Source organism: Micromonospora sp. NPDC051925 (genome assembly GCF_044548625.1).
In the GTDB taxonomy this organism is placed as follows: Bacteria; Actinomycetota; Actinomycetes; order Mycobacteriales; family Micromonosporaceae; genus Micromonospora.
Genome location: NZ_JBIUCH010000003.1, coordinates 179,509 through 205,025, shown reverse-complemented (window position 1 = coordinate 205,025; position 25,517 = coordinate 179,509). Strand labels below are relative to the sequence as shown.

The window sequence follows — 25,517 nt, the reverse complement described above, 5'->3', positions numbered from 1 at the left end:
CCGATCGGCCAGCCTTCCCGGCTGTCGAGTACAGCCAGCCGTCCCTTCCCCGCGGGGGGCCCAGTCCCGGGCCCCCCGCGTCCTGTCTCCAGGGATGCCCGGCCCGGCGGCGGACGCCCGGCGCAGGCGGTGCGCAGGAGTTCGGTGGTGGCCCGGCGCGGGTGGTGCGCAGGAGTTCGGTGGTGGTCCGGCTCAGGCGGCGGCGCGCAGGAGTTCGGCGGCGCGCTCGGGGGCGATGTCGTTGATGAAGACCCCCATGCCCGACTCGGAGCCGGCCAGGTACTTCAGCTTGTCCTTCGCCCGCCGGACGGTGAACAGCTGAAGGTGCAGGTGGCCCAGTTCCCGGTCGATCCGTACCGGTGCCTGGTGCCAGGCCGAGATGTACGGCATGGGCAGGTCGAACAGCCCGTCGAAGCGGCGCAGCACGTCCAGGTAGAGCGGGCCGAAGGCGTCCCGCTCGGCGTCGTCGAGCGCGGGGATGTCCGGCACCGGCCGGTGCGGCGCGACGTGCACCTCGAAAGGCCAGCGGGCCGCCGCCGGGACGTACGCCGTCCAGTGTCCGTTGGCGGCGACCACCCGGTCGCCGGCGTCCCGCTCGGCGGCGAGCACGTCGGCGTAGAGGTTCCCCCCGCCGGTGCGGTCCGCGTGCCGGCGGGCCGCCGCCAGCAGCGACCGGGTACGCGGCGTGACGAACGGGTACGCGTAGATCTGGCCGTGCGGGTGGTGCAGGGTCACCCCGATCTCCACCCCCCGGTTCTCGAAGCAGAACACCTGCTCCACGCCGGGCAGCGCGCCCACCGCCGTGGTCCGGTCGGCCAGCGCGTCCAGCACCAGCCGGACCCGGCGGGGGGAGAGGCTGGCGAAGGAGGCGTTGTGGTCGTCGGTGAAGCAGACCACCTCGCAGCGGCCCTGACCGGGGCGGACCGGGGTGAACGGGGTGATCTCGGCCGGCTCGTCGGCGATCCGCTGGCTCAGCGAGGGGAACCGGTTCTCGAAGACCGCCACGTCGTAGTCGGGCGCGGGGATCTCGCTGTGCCGCTCGCCCCGGGACGGGCAGAGCGGGCACTGGTCGGCCGGCGGGAGGAAGGTGCGGGTCTGCCGGTGCACCGCCACCGCCACCCACTCGTCGGTGAGCGGGTCGTACCGGAGTTGGGAGGCCGGCGGGGGCGGGGGCAGTTCCCGCTGGTCCGGCTGGTCCCGGACGGCGTCGTCCCGCTCGTCGAAGTAGATCAGCTCGCGGCCGTCGGCCAGCTCGATCGGCGTACGCTTCACCGCGTCGTCTCCTGCTTTGTCGCCCGGCCCGTGCCTGTCACGATCACCAACTCGCCCACTTTCTCGTCGATCACCCGGCGCGCAACGGGTGCCAACCGGTCGTCGCTGACCAGCACGTCGGCGGCGCCCAGGCCGACGATGGAGGAGATGCCCACGGTGCCCCACTTGGTGTGGTCGGCGAGGACGACCAGCCGGTCGGCGGCCTCCACCAGGGCCCGGTCGGTCTCCGCCTCCATCAGGTTGGGGGTGGTGAAACCGGCCCGTTCGGTGATCCCGTGGACGCCGAGGAAGAGCAGGTCCAGGTGGAGCGAGCGGATCGCCTCCACGGCCAGCGGGCCGACCAGCGCGTCGGACGGGGTGCGTACCCCGCCGGTCAGCACCACGGTCTGGTCGGGCCGGCCGGCGGTGTGCAGGATCTCCGCCACCGGCAGCGAGTTGGTCACCACGGTGAGCCCCGGCACGTCGACCAGCCGACGGGCCAGCTCGGCGGTGGTGGTGCCGGCGGAAAGGGCGATCGCGGCACCCGGCCGGACCAGTTCGGCGGCGTGTCCGGCGATGGCGGCCTTCTCGGCGGACTGCCGTACGGACTTGGCGTGGAAGCCTGGTTCGTCGGTCGAACCGGGGCCGGTGGCGGTGGCTCCGCCGTGCACCTTGGCCAGCAGACCCTGGTCGTGCAGCGTGTCCAGGTCACGCCGGATGGTCATGTCGGAGACGCCGAACTCGGTGGCCAGCTCGGTGACCCGTACGCCACCGGCGGTCCGGACCCGGTCGAGGATGGTCGCCTGTCGCTGCCGCGCCAGCATCCGCCGCACCTCCCGGGCCCCCGCACCTGCACGCACTCGAACGTGTTCCAACAAGTTTGAACACTAGCGCGCAGCAGGCAGCGGCGGAAGTGGACCCCAGGGTCAGGCGGACGGCAGCCGCTGCTCCACCCAGCCGGTCTCGTTCAGGTGGTTCATCACCGCCTGCACCGCCTCGTCGATGCTCTGGTCGGTGGTGTCGACCACCAGGTCGGCATCGGTCGGCGCCTCGTACGGGTCGTCGATGCCGGTCATCCCGGTGAGCAGGCCGGCGCGGGCGCGGGCGTACAGGCCCTTGCGGTCCCGCTGCTCACAGACCTCCAACGGGGTGGCCACGTGCACCAGCAGGAAGCCCGCCCCGGCCGCTCGGGCCATCTCCCGGACGGCGGCCCGAGCCTGGGCGTACGGGGCGATCGGGCAGCAGATGCCCACCCCCCGGTGCCGGGCGATCTCGGCCGCCACCCAGCCGATCCGGCGTACGTTGGCGTCCCGGTCGGCCCGGCTGAAGGTCAACCCGGCCGACAGTTCCCGGCGCACCACGTCCCCGTCGAGCAGGGTGATCGTGCGCTCGCCCTGCTCCCGGAGCAGATCGGCCAGGCCCCGGGCGATGGTCGACTTGCCGGAGCCGGAGAGCCCGGTCAGGAAGACCACCAGCCCCCGGTGCCGGCGCGGTGGGCGGGCCCGACTGAGTTCCTTGGCCACCGCCGGCGGGGTGTGCCACTCGGGCAGCGGGAAGCCCCGGTCGAGTAGGTCGTCGATCTCCGCCTCGCTCAGTGCCAGCTTGCGGTTGCGCGGCGGGATGTCGTCCCGCCAGCGCCACTGGCCGTCCCGGTTGTCGTAGGCCAGCTCGCGGGGGACCAGCACCCGAAGCCCGGCGCCGGAGAGCATGCCGCCGGTGGAGAGCAGGTGGGTCACCCCGTAGGCGGCGGAGATCCGGGCGCGCAGCAGGGCGTCGCTGATCTCGTCGGAGCGACGGGGCAGCGGCACGGCGACCAGGGTCGCCGGGGGCATCCGGTCCCGGGCGGCGAAGACGCTGCGGACCAGGGCCTCGGTAGGCAGCCCACCCGCGCCGTCCTCGCCGACCGGGATCATCACCAGCAGATGGGCACCGAGGGTACGGGCCGCGTGCGCGATCTGGGCCAACTGTGGCCGGTGCAGCGGCCGGTCGGCGATCACCCCGAGCACCCGGCCCGGGGGGAGCAACGGGCGTACCTCGTCCGGGCCGCGGCGCAGCCGCTGGAACGGACCGTGCCCGCCGTCGCCGAGCCGGCGGACCGGACCACCCAGCCCGGCCACACCGTCGCGGGCGGGCCAGATGTCGGTCACCTCCAGCGCGGCCACCGGGGCGCCCTCGCCGTCGGTGAGCACCAGTGTCCGGCGGGCCGGGTCGGCCGGGTCCAGGCCGTCGGCGACCGAGGTGGGAACCTGGAGGGCCACCGGGACCGGCCAGGAGGTGCCGTCGGCCAATCGACCCCGACGCTGCAACGAGGCCAGGTCGGCGCGGGTCATGAAGCCGGTCAGCGGGGTGTACGCCCCGCTCAGCAGCAGCTCCAGATCGGCCAGCTCACCGGGGCGCGGCGCGTACGCGGGCGCATCCCGCAGCACGTCCTCGGGCAGCACTGAACCGTTGCTCATCCGTACCCCTCACTCGCTGGCCGGCTCACAGTTTCTCAGCCGGCCGGCGATCGGTCGAGAGCGCCACTCCACTCCGGCCCGGAAGTGGATCAACGGTGCGGCGTACCGACCGGTCGGCGGGTGGCGCAAGTCGGCCGGGACCAGCGACGGGACGCCGAACGCCACGGCGAGACCCGTCAACCGGCCCGTACGCCGCGAGACTCCGCCCGGTCGCCCGGTCGACCGGCCGGCGGGCGTGACGAAGCCCCCACCCGCCGTTGGCCATCCGCAATCCATAGCTCATTCATAGCTAGTTCATACAGTGTTTCCGGTCTGGTCACCTTTTATGCCTGCGACCCTTTCGCGACGAGAAAGTGCCCACCGCATGCGACTACGGTTCCCTCGCCGGACCTCCAGATCCGATCCGCCCACCGTCCCCGAGCCCTCCGCCAGCGGGCATCCCGAGTCGTCGACCCCGCCCGGCGACGCCGACCACGCCGGCCACGCCCTGCGGGCGCCGAGCAAGCTGCACGCGTTCAACCGGTACGAGATCAAGTACCTGGTCGAGACGACGAAGGTGCCGGCGTTGCGGGCCGAACTCGCTGCCCGGATGATGCTCGACGCGCACGGCGGTGATGGCGGATACGGCGTCTGGAGCGTCTACTACGACACCACCGACCTGCGGTTCTACTGGGAGAAGATCGAAGGGCTGAAGTTCCGCCGCAAGCTGCGCGTGCGTCACTACGGCGACCGGTCGGGCGTGACCGACGACGGCACCGTGCACGTCGAGATCAAGCAGCGGGTCAACCGGGTCACCCAGAAGCGCCGGATCGCGGTGCCCTACCGGGTGGCCCGCCAGCTCTGCGACGAGCGCGTCATGATCGAACACGACCCCTCCCAGCGCGGTTTCGTCGAGGAGGTGCTGGAGCTCGTCTCCGGCCTCGACCTGCGCCCGGTGGCGATGACCGGCTACCAGCGCGAGGCGTTCGTCGGCCAGGAGGCCGACGTGGGTCTGCGGGTCACCCTCGACCACCGGGTACGTGGCCGGGACCGCGACTTCCACCTCGGCGCGGACGCCGAGAACCGCCTGATCATTCCGGCCTCGAAATCGATCGTCGAGGTCAAGGCGAACGAACGTGTCCCGTACTGGCTCACCGACCTGGCCGGCCGGGCCGAACTGTCGGTGGTGCGGGTCTCGAAGTACTGCCAGAGCGTCGAGGCGTTCGGCCGCGTACCGCGCTCGATCTTCCACGTCCAGGACGCCGACCCCGCCGCCGACCTGGTGGCCCCCACCCCGAGAAACGAGGCCTGAACCCCGATGGACATCACGTTCCAGGACCTGTCCGGCACCTTCAGCACGGGCGACATCGCCCTCACGCTGTCGTTGTCCTTCCTGCTCAGCGCCATGATCGGCTGGATCTACCGGGCCACCCACCGCAACGTGTCGTACAGCCAGTCGTACGTCCAGACGCTGATCATCCTGGGCATGCTGATCTCGTTGATCATGCTGGTGGTGGGCTCGAACATCGCCCGAGCCTTCGCCCTGGTCGGCGCGTTGTCGGTGGTGCGGTTCCGTAACGCCATCAAGGAAACCCGCGACGTCGGCTTCATCTTCCTGGTGATGGGCGTCGGGATGGCCTGCGGCACCCGGTTCTACAGCCTGGCCATCGCCGCCGCCGTGGCGATCAGCCTGATCATCGTGGTGATGTACCGGTTCAACTGGTTTGCGCTCAACGTGCAGCGGCAGGTCGTCAAGGTCCAGGTTCCGGCCGGCGGCAACCACACCGCTGACATCCAGGACGTGCTGGTCCGGCACACCACCGAGTTCGAGCTGGTCAGCATGGAGACGATCCGGGCCGGTGCGCTCACCGAGCTGATGTACACGGTCCGGTTGAAGAAGGGCGGCGAGCCGGGCGACCTGATCTCGGCGCTCAGCGAGCGGACCTCCGGCCAGCGGGTGACCGTGCTCACCGGCTACGACCAGACGGACCTGTGATGACGCAGCCCCTGCGTACCCGGTCCGTGCTGCCGCGCCGGCTGCGCCGCCGGCTGCCGGTCCGGGTCCGGCAGAACTGGAAGCTGCTCACCACCTGCGCGGCCTTCCTCGCCGTGCTGACCCTGGTGCTGGGGACGGAGCGGATTCGTCCGTACGTCACCAGCACCGGGGACACCAACAGCGACGTGGTGACCGTGAACGTCGCCGGCACCGTCGACCTCTTCGACGCCAGTCGACCGCACGAGATCTCGCTGACCTTCCGGGACACGGACTACGAGCGGATGCTCGACACCTACTGGAAGGAGGGCGAGAAGGAGTACGTCGAGGCCGACCTGACCGTCGACGGGACCACGATCCCCAGCGTGGGCATCCGGCTGAAGGGCAACTCCACCCTGGGCCAGCTCAGCTGGAAGGGCGAGACGCGCGGCTTCGGGGGCAGGAACGGCGAGGGCGGGCCGCGAGAGGGCGGCGGGTTCCCGGGTGGACCACCTGAGGGGCTGCCGGAAGGCATGGAGCTCCCCGAGGGCTTTCCGGAGGGTGGTTTTCCGGAGGGTGGGTTTCCGGGCGGTGCTGCCCCCGGCGGTCAGCAGGGCGGTCAGCAGCAGGGTGGTCAGCAGCCCGGTGGCGGTCAGTTTCCCGGAGGGATGGCCATGGCAGCGTTGAAGGCCGAGGAGCCGGAGACGTTGCCGTGGCTGATCAGCTTCGACGAGTTCGCCGACGGCCGGCGCTATCAGGGTCACCGGGAGGTGGCCGTCCGGGTGGGCGGCATGGGCGGCGGTTCGACGGTGCTCAACGAGGCCCTGTCGCTGTCGCTGCTCGACGCCACGGGCCAGGCCGCGCAGCGGTACGCGTACTCCTCGTTCAGCGTCAACGACCGGCCCACCACCGCCCGACTGCTGGTCGAGCACCCGGACGAGCACTTCGCCGATCAGATGGACGGCACCGGGGTGCTCTACAAGTCGCTGGCTAGCGGCAGCTTCACCGACCAGGGCGACGATCCCACCGAGTACGTCGACGACTTCAAGCAGATCACCATGAAGGGCAGTCAGGACCTGCAACCGGTGATCAACTTGATTCGGTGGGTGAACTCGGCCAGCGACAAGGAGTTCGACGCGCACCTCGCCGACAAGGTCGACGTGGAGTCCTTCGCCCGGTACGTCGCGTTGCAGAACCTGCTGCTCAACTTCGACGACATGGCCGGCCCGGGGAAGAACTACTACCTCTGGTACGACCTGGAGACGAAGAAGTTCAGCGTGATCAGCTGGGACCACAACCTGACCTTCAGCGGCAACGCCAGCCAGGGCCCGCACGAAAGCGGTGGGTTCGGCATGGGCCGGGGCGGCCCCGGCGCAGCCGGTGCGAATGGTGCCGCCGGTGCGAACGGTGCCGCCGGTACGAACGGCGCGGCCCCGGGCCAGGCCGCGCCGGGCGGGACCGGTCAGCAGGCCAGCCAGCAGCCTGGTCAGCAGGGCGGGCAGCAGCCTGGTCAGCAAGGTGGGCAGCAGGGCGGTCAGCAGGCTGGGCAGCAGCCTGGTCAGCCGGGCGGGCCGAACGCCCGCGGCGGTGACAACGAGGGTGGCCGGCGTGGCGGAATGATGATGGGCCACAAGCTCAAGGAGCGCTTCCTCGCCAGCGACGCATTCAAGGCGACCTACGAGGACGCCTACCGGGAGCTTTACCAGCAGGTCTTCGGCAGTGGGAAGGCGGCGGAGTCCCTCACCGCGATCAGCGCGGTGCTGAAGGAGGTCGAGGGGGCGGACGCCGCCGCCGTCGACTCCGACGCGGCCCAGTTGCGTACCCTCATCGGCCAGCGGACCGAGAGTCTGGCCAAGAACGAGGTGATCGCCCGGAGCTGAAGCCGGCGGGACGCGGGCCGGCACCAGGCCCGCGTCCCGCCTCCGACCTAGGGGAAGTCCCCGGGCGATTCCCGATACCGGCCGGGGTGCCGGCTCCCTAGGCTGGCGGACGTGACACTGATCGCGACCGAGTCGCTGACCAAGACGTATGGAGGCCGGGTCACCGCGTTGGCCGACCTGACCGTCGCGGTCGAGCCGGGGATCATCGGTCTGGTCGGCGCGAACGGCGCCGGCAAGTCGACCCTGATCAAGATCCTGCTGGGCCTGCTCCCGCCGACCAGCGGACGGGTCTCCGTGCTCGACCTCGACCCCACCACCGACCCCGCGGCGGTCCGCGCCCGGGTCGGCTACATGCCGGAACACGAGGCGCTCCCGCCCGACCTCTCCGCCGCCGAACTCGTCACCCACCTCGGCCGGATGAGTGGCCTGCCCCGTACGGTGGCCCGCGAGCGCGCCTCCGAGACGCTGCGCCACGTCGGCCTCTACGAGGAGCGGTACCGGCCTGTCGGCGGCTACTCCACCGGAATGAAGCAGCGGGTCAAGCTCGCCCAGGCTCTGGTGCACGACCCGGACCTGCTGCTGCTCGACGAGCCCACCAACGGCCTCGACCCGGCCGGCCGGGACGCCATGCTCGCGCTGGTCCACCGGATCGGCACCGAGTTCGGCATCTCCGTCCTGGTCTGCTCGCACCTGCTGGGCGAGGTGGAGCGGATCTGCGACACGTTGGTGGCCATCGACGGTGGCCGGCTGCTGCGCGCCGACCGGATCGACGCGATGACCTCGGCCACCGACGTGCTCGCCGTCGAGGTCAGCGAGGGCACCGACCAGTTGGCCGGCCGACTCGCCGCGCTCGACCTCCCGGTGACCCAGGACGGCCGGCTGCTGCTCGTCCCGCTCGTCGACGAGCGCACCTACGACCTGATCCTCGGCGCGGTCGCCGAGCTGGACCTGCCGCTGCACCGGCTGGACCAGCGTCGGCACCGGGTGGCCGAACTCTTCGCCCCGAGGGAGCCCAGCAATGCCTGAGCCGACCGGCGTCATCCACGACATCGGCTACCAGCGCTACACCGGCCCCCGGTTGGGTCGCCGGCACGTCTTCGGCGCGCTCTACCTGCACAGCCTGCGGACGGTCTTCGGGCTGGGCCGCAGCGCCAAGGCGAAGATCTTCCCCTGGCTGGTGGTCGGCATCGTGACCGTGGTGGCCGCCGGCCTCACCGCGGTCCGCAGCCAGATCGGCGAGGTGGTGATGACGTACGCCCAGTTCGCCGACGCGATGAGCTGGCTGGTCATCTTCTTCGTCGCGGTGGCCGCCCCCGAGTTGGTCTCCCGGGACCTGCGCAGCGGCGTACTCCCGCTGTACTTCTCCCGGCCGCTGCCGCGCGACGACTACGCGCTGGCCAAGCTGCTGTCCCTGGTCAGCGCGCTCTGGCTGCTGCTGGGCGGGCCGCAGCTGGTGATGTTCCTGGGGGCGGCCTTCACCACCTCCGACGGCATGCGCGGGGTCTGGAACGAGCTGCTGGACCTGCTGCCCGCCCTGCTCTACGCCGGGCTGTGGGCGGTGGTCTTCGCCACGATCGGGCTGCTGATCGCCTCGCTCACCGGCAAGCGTGCCTTCGCCGCCGGCGGGGTCGTGGCGGTCTTCCTGATGACCACCCCGATCGTCGGCGTGCTGTCGATCCTGCCGTCCCGGTCGGTCAACGAGCTGGCCCTGCTCGCCTCACCCTCCACCCTGGTCGAGGGAGTCGGCACCTGGGCCCTGGGTGACCTGTTGTACCCGGGCGCCGGGACCGGCCCGCTGATCGGCAGCTTCGGCCCGGTCTACGCGGTCGCCGCCGTGCTGCTGGTCGCCGCCTGTACCGCCCTGCTGCTGCTGCGATACCGGAAGGTGGCCGCCCGATGACCACACTCGACACCGTCGCCCCGCCGGCCGCCACCACCAGCACCCTGGACCTCGCCGGGGTCTCCCGCTGGTACGGCAACGTGGTGGCGGTCAACGACGTCACCATGCGGCTCGGCTCCGGGGTGACCGGCCTGCTCGGCCCGAACGGCGCCGGCAAGACCACCCTGCTGCACATGATGGCCGGCTTCCTCGCCCCGTCCCGGGGCACGCTCACCCTGGACGGCGAATCGACCTGGCGCAACCCCGACGTCTACCGCCGACTCGGGCTGGTCAGCGAGCGGGAGGCGGTGCACACCTTCCTCACCGCCCGCGAGTTCGTGCTGGCCAGCGCGAAGCTGCACCGGCTGCCCGACCCGGAGGCCGCAGCCCGCCGGGCGATCGAGCTGGTCGAGATGACCGACGCGCAGGACCGCCGGATCGGCACGTACTCCAAGGGGATGCGGCAGCGCACCCGGGTGGCCGCCGCGCTGGTGCACGACCCGCAGGTGCTGCTGCTCGACGAACCGTTCAACGGGATGGACCCGCGCCAACGGCTGCACATGATGGGTCTGCTGCACTCCCTCGGCGACGCCGGGCGGACCATCCTGTTCAGCTCGCACATCCTGGAGGAGGTCGAGCAGGTCTCCGGCACGGTGCAGGTGATGGTGGCCGGCCGGCTGGCCGCCTCCGGCGACTTCCGGACCATCCGCCGGTTGATGACCAACCGTCCGCACGTCTTCGCGGTCCGCTCCACCGACGACCGGGCGCTGGCCGTGGCGCTGATGGCCGATCCGTCGGTCAGCGGCGTCGAACTGGACAAGACCGGCCTGACCGTACGGGCCGGCGACTACGGCGCGTTCACCCGGGCGCTGCCGAAGATCGCGCTTGCCCAGCGCATCCGGGTCCGACAGTTGACCCCCGAGGACGAGTCCCTGGAGAGCGTCTTCTCCTACCTGGTGGAGGCCTGATGTCGACCGTTTCCTGGATCACCGCGCGCGGGCTCTTCGGCCGCCGCCGGTTCCTCATGCTGCTGCCGCTGCCGGCGGTGCTGGTGCTGCTGGCCGTGCTCTGCCAGGCGCTCGGGGTGGACCCGGGCCAGTGGGCGCCGCCGGTGCTGGTCGGCCTCGGCCTGGCCGTGGTGCTGCCGGTGGTGGCGCTCATCGTCGGCACCGGCGTGCTGGGCGCGGAGATCGACGACGGCACGGTGGTGCACATCCTGACCAAGCCGCTGCCGCGGTGGCAGATCGTGCTGCCGAAACTCGCGGTGGCCGCCGGGGTCAGCGCGGCCACCGTCGCCGTGCCGCTCTACGTCGCGGGCGTGCTCGCCGACTCGGTACGCCTCGGCCTGGCCCTCGCCGCCGCCTCGGCGCTCGGGGCGCTGGCGTACTCGGCGCTGTTCCTGGCGCTCAGCCTGGTCACCCGGCGGCCGGTGCTGCTCGGTCTGGTGTACGTGCTGATCTGGGAGGGGCTGCTGGGCAACTTCGTCAGTGGTACCAAGGTGCTGTCGATCCAGCAGTGGGTGATCGCCCTGGCCGACCGGATGGCCCCCACCGAGCTCCTGTCCACCACCGTCTCCGTCCCGGTCGCGGGGGTGCTGACCGCCCTGGTCAGTATCGGCTTCACCATCCTCGCCATCGACCGGCTCCGCTCCTACAGCATCGCCGGCGAGACCAGCTGACCCCGCCCCACCCGGCCCGGCCCGCCTCACCCGCCCACCCTGCCCCGACCGGGCGGGCGGGGCAGGGGCAGGGGCATGATCGACACAGTTGCGCAGATGTGGCGGTGTCCGCCTGCCCGGACACCGCCACATCGGCGATCTAGCACCGACCCGCCGACCCGCCGACCCGCCAGCCCGGCCGGTCCGACGGTCAGAAGGCGCTGGCGATCACCAGCTCGGGGGTGCGGTCGGGGAGCAGGTCGAGGGTGGTGATCCGGCCGGCGGCGCGGACGTCGTCGGCGATCAGGGTGAGCTGGTCGAGCAGGGCGGCGGGGCCCAGCGCCTCGGCCAGCGGGATCTCCGCCCGCATCGACAGTTTGCGCTCGGACTTGGCCCGGCGGACCTGGGCCAGGGCGTCCCCGGCCAGCCGGAGCAGGGCCGGGTCACCGGTGCCGGTGATCGCCCGGTCCACCTCGTGGGTGGTGGGCCAGGTGGCCCGGTGCACCGAGCCGTACCGCCACCACGACCAGACCTCCTCGGTCACGTACGGCAGCACCGGGGCGAAGAGCCGCAACTGCACCGACAGCGCGGTGGCCAGCGCCGCTCGGGCCGAGTCGGCAGCCGGCCCGGTGCCGTAGGCGCGTTCCTTCACCAACTCGATGTAGTCGTCGCAGAACCGCCAGAAGAACGCCTCGGTGGCCTGCAACGCAGCCGTGTGGTCGTACCCGTCGAAGGCGGTGGTCGCGGTGGCGACCACGGCGGAGAGTTCGGCGAGCATGGCGGTGTCCAGCGGGGTGGTCGCCGGGGTACGCAGCGCGTCGGCGGCACCCAGCCCGAGCGCGAACTTCGACGCGTTGAGCAGCTTGGTGGCCAGCCGCCGACCCACCTTGATCTGCGCCGGGTCGAAGGCCAGGTCCATGCCGGGCCGGCCGTTGGCCGCCCAGTAGCGGACCGCGTCCGAACCGTGCTGCGTGAGCAGCGCCATCGGGGTGACCACGTTCCCCTTCGACTTGGACATCTTCTTGCGGTCCGGGTCGAGGATCCAGCCGGAGAGCACCGCGTCCCGCCAGGGCAGCACCCCGTGCTCCAGGTGGGCGCGGACCACGGTGGCGAAGAGCCAGGTCCGGATGATCTCCTGCCCCTGCGGGCGCAGGTCCATCGGGAAGACCCGGCCGAACAGCGCCGGGTCGGTCTCCCAGCCGCCGACGATCTGCGGGGTCAGCGACGAGGTGGCCCAGGTGTCCAGCACGTCCGGGTCGCCGACGAAACCGCCGGGCACGTCGCGCTGCGACTCGTCGTAGCCGGGCGGCGGCTCGCTCGACGGGTCGATCGGCAGCGACGACTCGTCCGGTGTGAGAGGGTTGGCACGGTCCGGCTCGCCAACGGCGTCGAGCCGGTACCACACCGGCACCGGCACCCCGAAGAAGCGCTGCCGGCTGACCAGCCAGTCACCGGTCAGCCCACCCACCCAGTGCGCGTAGCGGTGCCGCATGTGCTCCGGCACCCAGCGCAGCTCGTCGCCCCGGGCCAGCAGCGCCGCCCGCAGCCCGGCGTCCCGGCCCCCGTTGCGCAGGTACCACTGCCGGGTCGAGACGATCTCCAGCGGCCGGTCGCCGCGCTCGTAGAACTTCACCGGATGGGTGATCTCGCGGGGCTCGCCGACCAGGTCACCGGCGTCGCGCAGCAGCTCCACCACGGCCCGCCGGGCGGCGTTGACGCCCTGCCCGGCCAGCGCCGCGTAGGACGCCGCCGGCACGCCGGCCGGCGGCTCGGCCAGCAGCCGACCGTCCCGGCCGATCACCACCCGGGTCTCCAGGTCGAGGTCCCGCCACCAGGTCACGTCGGTCAGGTCACCGAAGGTGCAGACCATCGCGACGCCGGTGCCCTTCGCCGGGTCCGCCAGCGGGTGCGCGCGCACCGGCACCTCGACCCCGAAGACGGGGGTACGCACCGTCGCGCCCACCAGGTCGGCGTAGCGCTCGTCGTCCGGGTGGCAGACCAGCGCCACACAGGCCGGCAGCAGCTCCGGCCGGGTGGTGTCGATCAGCACCTCCCGCCCGTCCGGCCCGGCGAACCGCAGCCGGTGGTACGCCCCCGGGCGCTCCCGGTCCTCCAGCTCCGCCTGGGCCACGGCGGTGCCGAAGCCGACGTCCCAGAGGGTCGGCGCCTCCGCCTGGTACGCCTCACCCCGGGCCAGGTTGCGCAGGAACATCCGCTGCGACGTGGCCCGCGCCGCCCGCCCGATCGTGGTGTACGTCAGCGACCAGTCCACCGACAGTCCGAGCCGTCGCCAGAGCGCCTCGAAGACCTGCTCGTCGTCGGCGGTCAACCGCCCGCACAGCTCGACGAAGTTGCGCCGGGAGATCGGCGTCGGCTCCCTGCGCCGGGCCTCGGTGACCGGGACGCCGGGCGGCTGCCACGCCGGGTCGTACGGCAGGGACGGGTCGCAGCGCACGCCGTACACGTTCTGCACCCGGCGTTCGGTGGGCAGGCCGTTGTCGTCCCAGCCCATCGGGTAGAAGACGTTCCGGCCGCGCATCCGCTGGAACCGGGCCACCGTGTCGGTGTGCGTGTACGAGAAGACGTGCCCCATGTGCAGCTCGCCGGATACGGTCGGCGGCGGGGTGTCGATGGAGTACACGTCGTCGCCCCGACCGTGCCGGCGCGTGCCTTCCGCCGCCGGCTCACGACCCGCTACGGTCGCCTTCGCCCGGTCGAACGCGTACGTGCCCTCCTCCTGCCAGCGGTGCGCCCAGCGTTCCTCGATGCCGTCCAGGGTGGGACGCTCGGGAACACCGGCGCGGGCCGTCCTCGCCGTATCAGTCATCGGTCGATCCTAGGCAGCCGCCGACGCCCCGCCCACCGGCTTTTCCCCCGTGCGGCACCCGACGTCGCGCCCACCGGTTTTCCCCGGTGAGGCACCCGGCGGGGCGGGCCGGGTGCCGCGGACAGGCGGTTACCGGTTCGAGGAGCCGGTCGGCGGAGCGAGCAGCGGCCCCCGGGTGGCGATCTGGAAGTCGAGCCCGGTGCGACCGTTGACCCGGTCGAGGATGACCGAGACCGGCGCGTAGATGTTCTTCTCGTCGGGGTTGGTGCAGGGGCCCTCGCCGTCGTCGCCGTTGCTCAGGATGCCCAGCGCCCGCCCGTCGGACTCGGTGAACAGCGGACCGCCGCTGTCGCCCGCCCGGGCACACACCCGCACGTCGATGCCGCCGCTGGCCTTGCCGATGACCTCGCCGCAGCGGGTGCCCGGCAGGTAGCCGAGCCCGGCCCCCGAGTCGACGTACTGCTCGCCGGCCTTCGGGGTGTACGCCGAGCCGGTGGCGCAGACCACCCAGCCGGCCTGTACCGCGTCGTACGGCGTGACGCCGGTGACCGGCACGTCGTGGCTGCCCTTGGTGGCGCACGCCGGATTGTCCGCCACGCACCAGTAGTTGACCAGGCTGGGGGCCTTGCCGACGGTCCGCCTCGGGTACGACCACCGGGTCGCCGCCCCGTCCGCGTACGGCAGGATCGCGTAGTCGTTGGGGAAGGCGTTCTCGGCCAGCACCGGGTTGGTCGACTCGATGCCCACCGGCACCTTCGGCCCGAGGAACTGGTGCCAGGTGTCGTCGACGCGCTGGTGCCGGCCGCCGACCACGCAGTGCCCGGCGGTCAGCACGTAGTACTGCCCGGACTTCGCCTGCACGTTGAAGCCGGTGGTGCAGCCGCCGACGGTGCCGTCGTCACGGGGCACGTCCAGCCGGATGCCGCCGCGCATCGGCGCCTTCGCGCAGTACCGCGGGTCGCAGGCCTTGGGGATCGAGGACTTGTCGAGCCGGGCCTGGGCCCGGACCGGCACCTCGGTCGCGCCGAGCGCCCCGGCCAGCCGGGCGTCGTCGGCCCGCACCGTGTCGCCGGTGAGCACCACCACCTCGTTGGCCCGCTCGTCGACCAGCACGTCCTGCCCGGCGGTGACGCCCAGCGCCCCGGCCAACCGGGTCACTGCCGCGTCGAGGTCACGCCGCGAGTGGCGGACCGGGACGACGGTGACGTGGCGGGCGTCCGGCAGGCCGGCGACCACCTCGGTGACCGGGGCCGGGTCGGTGGCGGCGATGGTGAGCACCCCGCCGTCGGCCTGGTCCAGCCACATCCCGGCGTACGAGGTGGGGAAGCGGGCGGCGAGGGTGTCGGCCAGCGGCGCGGACAGCTCCTGGAGGGCGAGCCGGCGGGCGGCCTCGTCCGAGGTGACCCGGTAGCGCTCGCTCAGGTAGCTCACCGAGGCGGGCGCGGCCTGCGCCACCACCGCCGCCGGGCGGGTCGCCACCGGCACCGGCTGCACGGTGGCCGGCGTCGCGGCCCGGCCACCGGTGCCGGTGCGGGCCGCTGCCCGGACCTCCTCGGCGACCGGGGCCGCCCCGGCCGCCCAGGCGCCACCGGTCGATGCGGTGGTCGAGGCCGGATCGGGGGCCCGGTCCAGGGCCAACGCCACCCCGGTGGTCTCCACCGTGCCCAGCGCCAACGCCGCAGCCAACACCACTCGTCCATGAATCCGCACGCCGTAACCTCCCCGTGTGTCCGGCTATGCCACCGGCCCGCCGCGCCCGGCCGGCCGGGCGAACCGGCGCAGACGGGGGTGAGGCCTGTCAATGGGGGCCGAGTGTATCGGCTCCACTGGTCACCGGCGGCCCCGTACCGTCCCTGAGGGACAGTGGGCTCCCCGAACTGCCACTCAGGGACAGGACTCCCGCACTGCCCTCGGGGCAGGGCTCGCCGCAGCGTCCCGCAGGGACGGTGTCCCCGATGGCCCGCGTCGGGCCGTCCCCCGAGGGCGGCTGGCCGGCACCCCGGCCCGGCCGGCCGGGGCGGTCAGATCAGTGAGTCGCGCCACTGCCGGTGCAGCGCGGCGTACCGGCCGCCGGTAGTGGCGAGGAGGGCCGGCGGGCCGTCCTCGACGAGCCGCCCGGAGTCGACGACCAGGACCCGGTCGGCGGTCTCCACGGTCGAGAGCCGGTGCGCGATCACCAGCGCGGTGCGGTCCCGCAGCACGGTGGCCAGGGCCTGCTGCACCAGCCGCTCGGTCGGCACGTCTAGCGACGACGTCGCCTCGTCGAGGATCAGCACCCGGGGGTCGGCCAGGAACGCGCGGGCGAACGCGACGAGCTGCCGCTGCCCGGCGGAGAGCCGGCCGCCGCGCCGGTGCACCTCGGTGGCGTACCCGTCGGGCAGGGCGGCGATGAAGTCGTGCGCGCCGATCGCCCGCGCCGCCGCCTGCACCGCCGCGTCGGTGGCGGCCGGCCGCCCGAACCGGATGTTCTCCGCCACCGTGCCGCCGAACAGGTGGTTCTCCTGGGCCACCAGCACCACCGCGCGGCGCAGTTCGGCATCGCACAGCTCCCGCAGGTCGATGCCGTCCAGCTCGACCGTGCCGTCGTCCGGGTCGTGGAAGCGGGCGAGCAGCTTCGCCACCGTCGACTTGCCCGCGCCGGTCGGGCCGATCAGGGCCACCGTCTGCCCGGCCGGTACGACCAGGTCCAGCCCGGTCAGGATCGGCGTCTGCGCCCGGTAGCCGAACGAGACCGAGCGGAACGTCACCGCACCGCGGCCCGGCCCGGCCGGCAACGGCACCGGCGACGCCGGTTCGGGCACCCCGGGCCGCTCGTCCAGCACCCCGGCGAGCTTCTCCAGCGCGGCGGTCGCCGACTGGAGGGAGTTGTAGAACTGGCTGAGCTCCTGCATCGGCTCGAAGAACCGGCGCAGGTAGAGCAGGAACGCGGCGAGCACCCCCACCTCGGTGTCGCCGCCCAGCACCCGCCATCCGCCGTACCCGAGCACCAGTGCCACGGTGACGTTGCCGATCACCTTGATCCCCGGCGAGTACGTGGCGATCAGCCGGAACCCGTGCAGGCTGGCCTGCCGGTACTCGTCGTTCACCGTCACGAAGATCTGCTGGTTGCGCGGCTCGCGGCGGAACGCCTGCACCGCGCGGATGCCGCGCAGCGACTCGACGAAGTGGACGATCACCAGGGCCACCGCCTCCCGGCTGCGCCGGTAGGCGTGCGCCGAGGCGCGGGCGAACCAGCGGGACAGCCAGAACAGGAAGGGGAACGCCAGCAGGGTCACCGCCGCCAGCGGCAGATCCAGCCAGAGCAGGATGGCGGAGACCGACAACACCGACAGCGCGGCGGCGACCAGGGTGTCGATCCCGCCGTCGACCAGTTCGGCGATGGAGTCGACGTCGCTGGTGAGCCGGGACACCACCCGCCCCGAGGTGTAGCGCTCGTGGAAGCCGACCGAAAGGGTCAGCAGGTGGTCGTAGACCCGCTGGCGCAGTTGGAGCAGGACGGCCTGACCGATCCGGGCGGAGCGGGTGAGGTAGCCGCGCCGGGCGGCGTACTCGATGACGGCCGCGACGGTGAACGCGCCCGCGACGGCGGCCAGCGGACCCGGGTCGCCGGCCCGCAGCGGCGGCACCGCCCGGTCGATGCCGAGCATGACCAGGTACGGCCCGGCCATCGCGGCGGTGTTCTGCGCGAGCAGCAGGGCCACCGCCACGCCGAGCGGTCGGCGGTGCGGCCGGAGCAGATCCCGCAGCAGTGCCCGGCTCCGCCCACGCAGCCGGGCCACCGCCTCGGGTGAGTCGTCCTCGGCGCGGCTGCGGTCGGCGTCCGGGTCGGTGGCGAGTCCGCGCCAGCGGGACAGTGCGTCCGCGGGCTGTCCGTCCTCCTCGCCGTCCCCGTCGTCCGCGACGCGCTGCCGGGGCGGTCGGCGGATCACGAGCGCACCAGGCCCGGCGTCGTCGAGGGCTCGGCGGCGAGCACCGCCCGGTACGCCGGCACCGTGGCCAGTAGCTCGGAGTGCCGGCCGACGGCGGTGATCCGGCCCCCGTCGAGCAGTGCCACCCGGTCGGCCAGCGCGACCGTCGACGGCCGGTGCACCACCAGCAGCGCGGTGGTGTCCCGCAGTACCCGCCGCAGCGCCGTCTCGACCAGCGCCTCGGTCTGCACGTCCAGGGCGGAGAGCGGGTCGTCCAGGACCAGCAGCGCCGGCCGGCCGAGCACCGCTCGGGCCAGCGCCAGCCGCTGCCGCTGCCCGCCGGAGAGCGACAGGCCCTGCTCACCCACCCGGGTCGCCAACCCCCACGGCAGGTCGTACGCGAAGTCCGCCTGGGCCAGGGTCAACGCGGCCCGCACCTCGTCGGCGTCGGCGTCCGGGCAGCCCAGGGTGAGGTTCTCCCAGACCGACATGGAGAACAGGGTCGGTTCCTCGAAGGCCATCCCGACCAGCCGGCGCAGCGAGCCCAGTCGCACCGCACGCAGGTCGTGCCCGTCCAGGGTGATCCGACCGCCGGTCACGTCGTACAGCCGGGGCACCAGGGAGAGCAGGGTGCTCTTGCCGCACCCGGTCGCCCCGACCAGGGCCAGCGTCTCGCCCGGCTCGACGGTCAGCTCGATCTCCCGCAGCACCGGCTCCGAGCTGCCCGGATAGTGGAACGACACCCCCTCGAAGCGGAGTCGGCCCTGGACCGCCTCGCGGGCCAACGGGACGGCGTCCGGAGCGTCCACGATCGACGGCGGGGTGTCCAGCACCTCCTGGATCCGGTCCGCGGCGGTCGCCGCCTCCTGCCCGTTGGCGATGAGCCAGCCGAGCGACTGCACCGGCCAGATCAGCATGAGCTGGAGGCTGACGAAGGCGACCAGCTCACCGATGGTCAGCGCGTCCCGGGCGACCAGTGTCGCGCCGCCGACCAGCACCGCGCCCAGGGTCAGGTTGGGCACCAGGTCGAACAGGGCCGAGGCGCGGGCCTGCAGGGCGCCCTTGCCGACCCCGGTGTCGTGCAGCGCGCGGGCCCGTCGGGCGAACCGGTCGGCCAGTTCCGGCCCCCGCCCGTACGCCTTCATGGTGCGTAGCCCCTGTGCGGTCTCCTCGACCAGGGTGGCCACGTCGCCCTGCTGGTCCTGCATCCGCCGGGCCACGGCGTGGTAGCGCCGGCCGAACCGGCGACTGATCAGGAACAGTGGCACCGCGCTGGCCGCCACCAGCATCCCCAGCGGCCCGTGCAGCCGGAGCAGGAGGACCACCACGGCGACGTAGGTGACCAGGTTGAGCACCAGGAAGAGCAGCCCGAAGGAGAGGAACCGGCGCAGCACCGACAGGTCGCTGGTGGCCCGGGAGAGCAACTGCCCGGACTGCCAGCGGTCGTGGAAACCGGCCGGCAGCCGTTGCAGGTGGGCGTATAGGTCGGCGCGGATGGTCGCCTCCATGCCCACCGAGGAGGAGGACTGGCTCCACCGCCGGATGAAGATCAGCACCGCCTCGACGAGCCCGAGCAGCAGGGCCAGCCCGCCGAGGCGCAACAGCCCGGCCGGGTCGTGTCGGGCGATCGGCCCGTCCACCACCCGCTGCACCACCAGCGGCACGGCGAGACCGGCCGCGGTGGCGGACAGCGCGGCCGGCAGCAGCAGGGCGTACTCCGCAGCGTGCGGGCGCAGGTAGCGGCGCAGCCGCCAGAGGTTACGCAGCGGCCGGACCCGGCCGTCCGCCCTCGGGGCCGGGTCGCCGTCGCACTGCGCGGGCACCATCCGACCGTAGCGTCGATCGGCGTCGATGTGGCTGTCAGCTTGCTGTCAGCCGCCGCTCATGACCGAGCAGCCACCTCTTCACCTCCAGCCCGTACCGGTAGCCGCCCAAGGTCCCGTCGGTGCGCAGCACCCGGTGGCAGGGGACGAAGAGCGCCGCGGCGTTCCGGGCGCAGGCGGCGGCTGCCGCCCGGACCGCGGCGGGACGGCCGGCCAGCGCGGCGTACCGGGTGTAGGTGATCGGGTCACCGGGCTTGACGTCGCGCAGCACGGTCCAGGCATGGGTCAGGAACACCCCGTCGCTGTGCTGGGTCACGGGCACCTCGTCGATCGCGGTCAGCTCGCCGTCGAGGTAGGCGTTAACGGCGGCGGTCACCGGGCCGAGGCCGGCGTACGGCCGGAGGGTGCCGCGCAGGCTCGGGTGCACCAGCGGCAGCAGGCTCTCCGGCGCGGCGGTGAAGCCGGCGGCACGGATCGCGCCGTCCGGGCCGACCAGCACGCTCAGCGGGCCGGCCGGGGTGTCCAGGGTGGTGGTGTCGATGGTCGTCATGCCGCTCTCCAGAGTCTGATCACCGCGTACGACCGCCAGGGCCGCCAGCGGTCGGCGTACGCGTCGAGGGTGGTGGGGGCGTCGGGCAGGCCGAGGGCGGCGGCGCCCCGGCGTACCGCGAGGTCGGTGGGGAGCAGGACGTCCGGGTCGCCGAGGGCGCGCATGGCCAGGTAACCGGCCGTCCACGGCCCGATCCCGGGCAGCGCGACCAGCCGCCGGACGGTCTCCGCCCGGTCCCCGCCCGGCTCCAGGTCGACCTCCCCGGCGGCCACCGCCCGCGCCAGCGCCCGAATCGTCTCCCGCCGCGCCGCCGGCATCCCGAACGCCGAATCCGGCAACCCCAAAACCTCCTCCACCCCCAGAAACCCCCACCCCCCACCCCCACCCCCACCCTCCCCACCCTCCCCGCGCTCGCCCTCCCCGCGCTCGCCCCGGTGATCAAGAAGTTTGCGTCGGCGGGAAGCGCTCTCCGTGACCGAAACCTCTTGATCACCGAGGTCTGCGGGGGTTTGGGGGAGGGGAGCGGGGTGGAGGAGGCGGGTGAGGGTGGTGGTGGCGGCGCGGAGGGAGACCTGTTGGCCGATGATGGCGCGTAGGGCCATTTCGAAGCCGTCCACCGCTCGGGGGAGGCGGACGCCGGGGTCGGCGGCGACCGCCTCGGCGAGGGCCGGGTCGGCGGCCAGCGTCTGGTCGATCGCCTCGGGGTCGGCGTCCAGGTCGAACAGGCGGCGGCAGCGGGCCACCGCCGGGGCCAGGTCGCGCAGGTCGGCCAGCTTCAGCGTGGCCGCCACGTACCCGGTCACCGGCGTCAGCGCGACCTCCGCCGGGCCGTGCGGCAGCCGCAACCCCCGGCGGTACGTCCCGTCGCGCACCTCCTCCACGCCGGGCAGCGCCCGGTCGGCCAGGAAGCCCAGTAACGCGGTGGCGTGCAGCGGCGGTCGGTACGCCAGCCGGAGCGTGATCGTGCCCGCCCCGCCCGGCGCCTGCGGGCCGCCCCGCGCGGTACGTAGCTGCGACGGGGCGGTGCCGTACACCTCGCGGACGGTGTCGTTGAACTGCCGGACGCTGCCGAAGCCGGCCGCGAACGCCACCTCCGCCAGGCCCAGCCCGGTGGTCTCGATCAGCGTCCGGGCGGTCTGGGCACGTTGCGCACGGGCCAGCGCCAACGGTCCGGCTCCCAGTTCGGCCCGGAGCATCCGGTGCAGGTGCCGCTCGGTGTAGCCCAGCCGGGCGGCCAGCCCCGGCACGCCGTCCCGGTCGACCACCCCGTCGGCGATCAACCGCATGGCCCGACCCACCACGTCGGCACGGACGTCCCACTGCGGTGAGCCGGGTGCGGCGTCCGGACGGCACCGGCGGCAGGCCCGCAGCCCCGCTCCCTGCGCGGCGGCTGCCGACGGAAAGAACCGGACGTTACGCCGCTTCGGCGTCATCGCCGGGCAGGACGGCCGGCAGTAGATCCCGGTCGAGGTGACGCCGGTGTAGAACCACCCGTCGAACCGCTGGTCACGGCTGTCCACGGCCCGGTAGCACCGTTCGAAGTCCAACTCCACGCCACCGATGATGCCCGCAGCTCACCGGCGGCGGCTCGCGGGAATCGGACCTGAGCGTCCGGCCCCCGGTGGCCCTCCACCCCGGGTTCGGGGCAGGGTGCGGGCAAGCCCGCCGAGGGCCACCGGGCGTGCGGTGTCGTCAGCGTGCCGGCACCGCTGCCGGTGCGGTCCGTGCCGGCGCGGGTACGGCAGCCGGTGCGCTCTGGGCCGGCACCGCGGCGGGTGGAGCGGCGGGTACAGCGGCAGGGGCGGCTGCGGTCCGGGTCGGGTAGACGGTGCCGGGTAGGGCGGTCGGGTAGACAGTGCCGGGCGGAGCGGTCTGGGCCGGGACGGCGGTGCCGGGTGGGGCGGTCTGGGTCGGAAAGACGGTGCCGGGCGGAGCGGTCGGGTGGACGGTGCCGGGTGGGGCGGTCCGGGTCGGGTAGACGGTGCCGGGTGCGGCAGGCGGGCCGTCGCCGCCGCTGCTGGCGGCCATCGCGAGCGGGGCGCCGATCAGCACGGCGGCGAGGACGCCCGCCGCGCTCATCGTCATCGTGGTGCGGCGTCGGTTCCGGTTCCGGTGTTCCGCACGGGTCAACTGGTCCTGCACTGTCGGTGCCTCCTCGGCAAGGTCGGAGAGGGTGGAGCGGATGAGGTTCTCGAAAGGCGTGGTCACCGCCGTACCTCCAGCAGTTCGACGTCCGGCAGGAGCTGCCGCAATCGGGCCACGGCCCGATGGGTGCGGCTGCGCACGGTGCCGATCGAACAGCCCAGCGCAGCGGCCACCTGGGTCTCGGTCAGGTCCTCGTAGTACCGCAGGACCACGACCGTGCGTTGGGCCGTCGGCAGTGCGCGTAGCGCGGCCCGCATCGCCAGCCGTACGTCGGTGCCGCCGCTCGGGTCGGGACCGGCCCGTTCGTCGGCCCCGGTGAGCAGCGTCTCCCGATAGCGGCGCAGCCGTCGCCACCAGCTGACCTGCTCGCGGTACATGACCGCGCGCAGGTAGCCCTCCGGGTCGGCATGGCGCAGCTCGCGCCACCTCGGAATCGTTCTGGCCAACGCCGACTGGAACAGATCCTCGGCGGTGTGCCGGTCCCCGGTGAGCAGGTACGCGACCCGCATCAGGGCCGGCGTCCGGCTGGCCACGAACTCGGCCAGCCGGGCCCGGTCGTCCTCGTCCACCCGCCCTCCCCGTTGTCGACTGTCACAGATACAGACGCCCCAGCTCAGCTCAGCTATCCCTGATCCGACGAGCGATTCCGGCCCGGAAAGTGTCGGTAGTGGTCGATAGCGTCCCGGCACCAACTCCAGAAGGGTGCGGCGATGGCGAGCGTGACCGGGCGGGGAGCCCCTCGGTCAGGGCGGGCGCGGCTGGACGATGCCGCGGCGCAGGGCCTCTACGACCGGATGCGGGTGGTGGCGTCGGCCGCCTTTGGCGCGATCGAGCGGGACCGGGCCGACGACCCGGCCCGGCCGTTCGTCGACACCGCCTGCGGCCGGCTCGCCGGGTCCCTGGACGCGGCCGGCCTCCGGGCGCTCGGCATGTGGGCACACCACTGGTGCATGCGGTGCTACGACGACGACACCCGGGTCGGCCGGCGGCTGGTACGCGAGCTGGCCGGCCGGCGCGGGCTGGGCTGGACGCCCGACGAGGTGTGCTGGATGCTCGGTGAGTCCGAGCGGACCGCCCCGACCGCCGCCGACCGGTTCACCCTGCCGCTCGCAGCGGCCGGCGAGTTGGCCGGCGAGCTGCCTGCCGGCGAGCTGCCCGGGGTGCCGGGCGGCGGGGTGGGCTGGCGGCTCGCGGGCTGACCGGGCATTCGGTGGGCGCGGCGGTGGCGCAGGATGGGGAGCGGAACCATCCGACGGAAGGAGCAGCGTGCCTGCCAGCGAGCCGACGATCGTCGCCACCAGCATGGGTTTCGCCAGCCGCCACCGTGGTCCGTGGGACGCCGACCCCGGGCCGGTGTTCGACCTGATGGCCGAGTTGGCGCAGGCCGACGCGCCGAGGATCTGCTACCTCAACCAGGCCGTCGGTGACCAGCCCACCTCGCTGACGGTCTTCCACGGTGCGTTCGCCGGCACCCGCTACCGCCCGTCGCACCTGGCCCTCTTCCCGATGCCCAACGTCGACGACGTCCGGTCCCACCTGCTCGGTCAGGACATCATCTGGGTCGGTGGCGGCAGCGTGGCCAACCTCTGCGCGGTGTGGCGGGTGCACGGCCTGCCAGAGATCCTGCGCGAGTGCTGGGAGGCCGGGGTGGTGCTCGGCGGGGTCTCCGCCGGCTCGATCTGCTGGCACGTCGGTGGCACCACCGACAGCTTCGGCCGGAAGCTGCGCGCCTACACCGACGGCCTGGGTTGGCTGCCGTACGGCAACGGGGTGCACTACGACAGCGAGGCCGAGCGTCGGCCGCTGCTGCACCGGCTGGTCGGCGACGGGAGGCTGCCGGCCAGCCACTGCACCGACGACGGGGTGGGGCTGGTCTACCGGGGCACCCGGCTGGCCGAGGCGGTCGCCGACCGGGCCGGGGTGGCCGCGTACGAGGTGGTGCCGGACGGCGCCGGTGGGGTCCGGGAGACCCGGATCGCACCCCGGCTGCTCACCGCCTGACGATCTCCGCCGGGGCTGCCTGCCCGGGGTGGGGGTGTGACGGCGTAAGCTGGCCCGTCGTGAGTCTCACCATCGGCATCGTCGGCCTGCCCAACGTCGGCAAGAGCACCTTGTTCAACGCGCTGACCAAGAACGACGTGCTCGCGGCGAACTACCCGTTCGCCACCATCGAGCCCAACGTCGGGGTGGTCGGGTTGCCGGACGAGCGGCTCGGCAGGCTCGCCGAGATCTTCTCGTCGCAGAAGGTGCTGCCCGCACCGGTCTCGTTCGTCGACATCGCCGGCCTGGTCCGGGGCGCGTCGAAGGGGCAGGGGCGGGGCAACGCGTTCCTGGCGAACATCCGTGACGCCTCGGCCATCTGTCAGGTGGTGCGGGCCTTCTCCGACCCGAACGTGGTGCACGTCGACGGCAAGGTCTCCCCGGCCGACGACATCGAGACGATCAACACCGAGCTGATCCTGGCCGACCTCCAGACCCTGGAGAAGGCGCTGCCCCGGCTGGAGAAGGAGGCCAAGCTCCGCAAGGACCGGGCCGCCGCGGTGACCGCCGCGAAGCAGGCCGTCGAGGTCCTCGACGGCGGCACCACCCTGCACGCCGGGGCCGCTGCCGCCAAGATCGAACTGGAGCACCTGCGGGAGCTGCACCTGCTCACCACCAAGCCGTTCCTCTACGTGTTCAACGTCGACGAGGCCGAACTGGGCAACGCCGGTTTCCTCGACGAGCTGCGGGCGCTGGTCGCCCCCGCCGAGGCCGTCTTCATGGACGCCAAGATCGAATCCGAGCTGGTGGACCTGCCCGAGGAGGAGGCCCGCGAGCTGCTGGAGTCCATCGGGCAGAACGAGCCCGGTCTGAACCAGCTCGTCCGGGTCGGCTTCCGCACGCTCGGGCTCCAGACGTACCTCACGGCCGGCCCCAAGGAGGCGCGGGCCTGGACCGTCCCGGTCGGCGCGACCGCGCCGGAGGCCGCCGGTGTGATCCACAGCGACTTCCAGCGCGGCTTCATCAAGGCCGAGGTGGTCTCCTACGACGACCTGGTCACGGCCGGATCGATGGCGGCGGCGAAGGCCGCCGGCAAGGTCCGGATCGAGGGCAAGGAGTACGTCATGCAGGACGGCGACGTGGTGGAGTTCCGCTTCAACGTCTGATTTCGGAGCGCCGGCCGTGCGCTTTTCCTACTCGTTTGACACAC

The 25,517-nt window shown here is 73.0% G+C and carries 21 protein-coding genes; 10 read left to right on the top strand and 11 right to left on the bottom strand.

All coding sequences use genetic code 11. The features are described from left to right. Positions 1 to 192: 192 nt before the first annotated feature. The 3 genes from galT to cysC all read right to left on the bottom strand — a co-directional run bounded on the left by galT (position 193) and on the right by cysC (position 3,707). Complete coding sequence (gene galT / locus ACIG87_RS05550) at positions 193 to 1,272, bottom strand: galactose-1-phosphate uridylyltransferase (protein ID WP_396848486.1); 1,080 nt, start codon at positions 1,270 to 1,272, stop codon at positions 193 to 195. After that, positions 1,269 to 2,075, bottom strand: a complete 807-nt coding sequence (locus ACIG87_RS05545) for a DeoR/GlpR family DNA-binding transcription regulator (RefSeq protein ID WP_396848484.1) — start codon at positions 2,073 to 2,075, stop codon at positions 1,269 to 1,271. The genes galT and ACIG87_RS05545 overlap by 4 nt, the downstream gene beginning before the upstream one ends. A 102-nt stretch (positions 2,076 to 2,177) precedes the next feature. After that, positions 2,178 to 3,707 (bottom strand): adenylyl-sulfate kinase, encoded by a 1,530-nt coding sequence (gene cysC, locus ACIG87_RS05540; RefSeq protein WP_396848483.1) that lies wholly within the window; start codon positions 3,705 to 3,707, stop codon positions 2,178 to 2,180. Between the two features lie 364 nt (positions 3,708 to 4,071). Between cysC and ACIG87_RS05535 the strand changes: the two genes are divergently transcribed. From ACIG87_RS05535 to ACIG87_RS05505, 7 genes are all read left to right on the top strand, one after another. Continuing rightward, positions 4,072 to 4,998, top strand: a complete 927-nt coding sequence (locus ACIG87_RS05535; protein ID WP_396848481.1) for a polyphosphate polymerase domain-containing protein — start codon at positions 4,072 to 4,074, stop codon at positions 4,996 to 4,998. 6 nt (positions 4,999 to 5,004) lie between these two features. After that, positions 5,005 to 5,682, top strand: coding sequence for a DUF4956 domain-containing protein (locus ACIG87_RS05530; protein WP_396848480.1), 678 nt, complete (start codon positions 5,005 to 5,007; stop codon positions 5,680 to 5,682). Next, the gene (locus ACIG87_RS05525; RefSeq protein WP_396848479.1) at positions 5,682 to 7,538 is read left to right on the top strand and encodes a CotH kinase family protein; all 1,857 of its coding nucleotides are present in this window, start codon (positions 5,682 to 5,684) and stop codon (positions 7,536 to 7,538) included. The genes ACIG87_RS05530 and ACIG87_RS05525 overlap by 1 nt, the downstream gene beginning before the upstream one ends. A 111-nt stretch (positions 7,539 to 7,649) precedes the next feature. After that, positions 7,650 to 8,564: an ABC transporter ATP-binding protein gene (locus ACIG87_RS05520; protein ID WP_396848477.1), complete on the top strand. Its 915-nt coding sequence runs from the start codon at positions 7,650 to 7,652 to the stop codon at positions 8,562 to 8,564. After that, on the top strand, positions 8,557 to 9,438 hold the full coding sequence (locus ACIG87_RS05515) for an ABC transporter permease (protein WP_396848476.1): 882 nt from the start codon (positions 8,557 to 8,559) through the stop codon (positions 9,436 to 9,438). Before ACIG87_RS05520 ends, ACIG87_RS05515 begins: the two co-directional genes overlap by 8 nt. Continuing rightward, entirely contained in the window at positions 9,435 to 10,385 is a 951-nt protein-coding gene (locus tag ACIG87_RS05510) for an ABC transporter ATP-binding protein (RefSeq protein ID WP_396848475.1), read from the top strand. Before ACIG87_RS05515 ends, ACIG87_RS05510 begins: the two co-directional genes overlap by 4 nt. Next, positions 10,385 to 11,095 carry an ABC transporter permease gene (locus tag ACIG87_RS05505; protein ID WP_396848474.1) on the top strand — a complete coding sequence of 237 codons (711 nt, stop codon included), beginning with the start codon at positions 10,385 to 10,387 and terminating at the stop codon, positions 11,093 to 11,095. Before ACIG87_RS05510 ends, ACIG87_RS05505 begins: the two co-directional genes overlap by 1 nt. A gap of 190 nt (positions 11,096 to 11,285) precedes the next feature. On the opposite strand, the gene valS is transcribed toward ACIG87_RS05505, so the two are convergent. From valS to ACIG87_RS05465, 8 genes are all read right to left on the bottom strand, one after another. Continuing rightward, the gene (gene valS, locus ACIG87_RS05500; protein ID WP_396848472.1) at positions 11,286 to 13,901 is read right to left on the bottom strand and encodes a valine--tRNA ligase; all 2,616 of its coding nucleotides are present in this window, start codon (positions 13,899 to 13,901) and stop codon (positions 11,286 to 11,288) included. 129 nt (positions 13,902 to 14,030) lie between these two features. After that, positions 14,031 to 15,611 (bottom strand): trypsin-like serine protease, encoded by a 1,581-nt coding sequence (locus tag ACIG87_RS05495; RefSeq protein ID WP_396848470.1) that lies wholly within the window; start codon positions 15,609 to 15,611, stop codon positions 14,031 to 14,033. 311 nt (positions 15,612 to 15,922) lie between these two features. Next, a complete protein-coding gene (locus ACIG87_RS05490; RefSeq protein ID WP_396848468.1) occupies positions 15,923 to 17,830 on the bottom strand; it encodes an ABC transporter ATP-binding protein in 1,908 nt (635 codons plus the stop codon). Further along, positions 17,827 to 19,632: an ABC transporter ATP-binding protein gene (locus ACIG87_RS05485; RefSeq protein ID WP_396848466.1), complete on the bottom strand. Its 1,806-nt coding sequence runs from the start codon at positions 19,630 to 19,632 to the stop codon at positions 17,827 to 17,829. The genes ACIG87_RS05490 and ACIG87_RS05485 overlap by 4 nt, the downstream gene beginning before the upstream one ends. Positions 19,633 to 19,669: 37 nt before the next feature. Beyond that, positions 19,670 to 20,182, bottom strand: coding sequence for a methylated-DNA--[protein]-cysteine S-methyltransferase (locus tag ACIG87_RS05480; RefSeq protein ID WP_396848464.1), 513 nt, complete (start codon positions 20,180 to 20,182; stop codon positions 19,670 to 19,672). Further along, positions 20,179 to 21,735, bottom strand: a complete 1,557-nt coding sequence (locus tag ACIG87_RS05475; RefSeq protein ID WP_396848462.1) for a DNA-3-methyladenine glycosylase 2 family protein — start codon at positions 21,733 to 21,735, stop codon at positions 20,179 to 20,181. Before ACIG87_RS05475 ends, ACIG87_RS05480 begins: the two co-directional genes overlap by 4 nt. A 139-nt stretch (positions 21,736 to 21,874) precedes the next feature. Next, entirely contained in the window at positions 21,875 to 22,390 is a 516-nt protein-coding gene (locus tag ACIG87_RS05470) for a hypothetical protein (protein WP_396848460.1), read from the bottom strand. Beyond that, positions 22,387 to 22,896 carry a SigE family RNA polymerase sigma factor gene (locus ACIG87_RS05465; RefSeq protein ID WP_396848458.1) on the bottom strand — a complete coding sequence of 170 codons (510 nt, stop codon included), beginning with the start codon at positions 22,894 to 22,896 and terminating at the stop codon, positions 22,387 to 22,389. Before ACIG87_RS05465 ends, ACIG87_RS05470 begins: the two co-directional genes overlap by 4 nt. A 141-nt stretch (positions 22,897 to 23,037) precedes the next feature. On the opposite strand from ACIG87_RS05465, the gene ACIG87_RS05460 reads away from it, so the two are divergent. The 3 genes from ACIG87_RS05460 to ychF all read left to right on the top strand — a co-directional run bounded on the left by ACIG87_RS05460 (position 23,038) and on the right by ychF (position 25,473). Continuing rightward, positions 23,038 to 23,526: a hypothetical protein gene (locus ACIG87_RS05460; RefSeq protein ID WP_396848456.1), complete on the top strand. Its 489-nt coding sequence runs from the start codon at positions 23,038 to 23,040 to the stop codon at positions 23,524 to 23,526. A 67-nt stretch (positions 23,527 to 23,593) separates the two neighbouring features. Next, a complete protein-coding gene (locus ACIG87_RS05455) occupies positions 23,594 to 24,328 on the top strand; it encodes a Type 1 glutamine amidotransferase-like domain-containing protein (RefSeq protein ID WP_396848454.1) in 735 nt (244 codons plus the stop codon). Positions 24,329 to 24,387: 59 nt separating this feature from the next. Next, on the top strand, positions 24,388 to 25,473 hold the full coding sequence (ychF, locus tag ACIG87_RS05450) for a redox-regulated ATPase YchF (RefSeq protein ID WP_396848452.1): 1,086 nt from the start codon (positions 24,388 to 24,390) through the stop codon (positions 25,471 to 25,473). Positions 25,474 to 25,517: the final 44 nt, after the last annotated feature.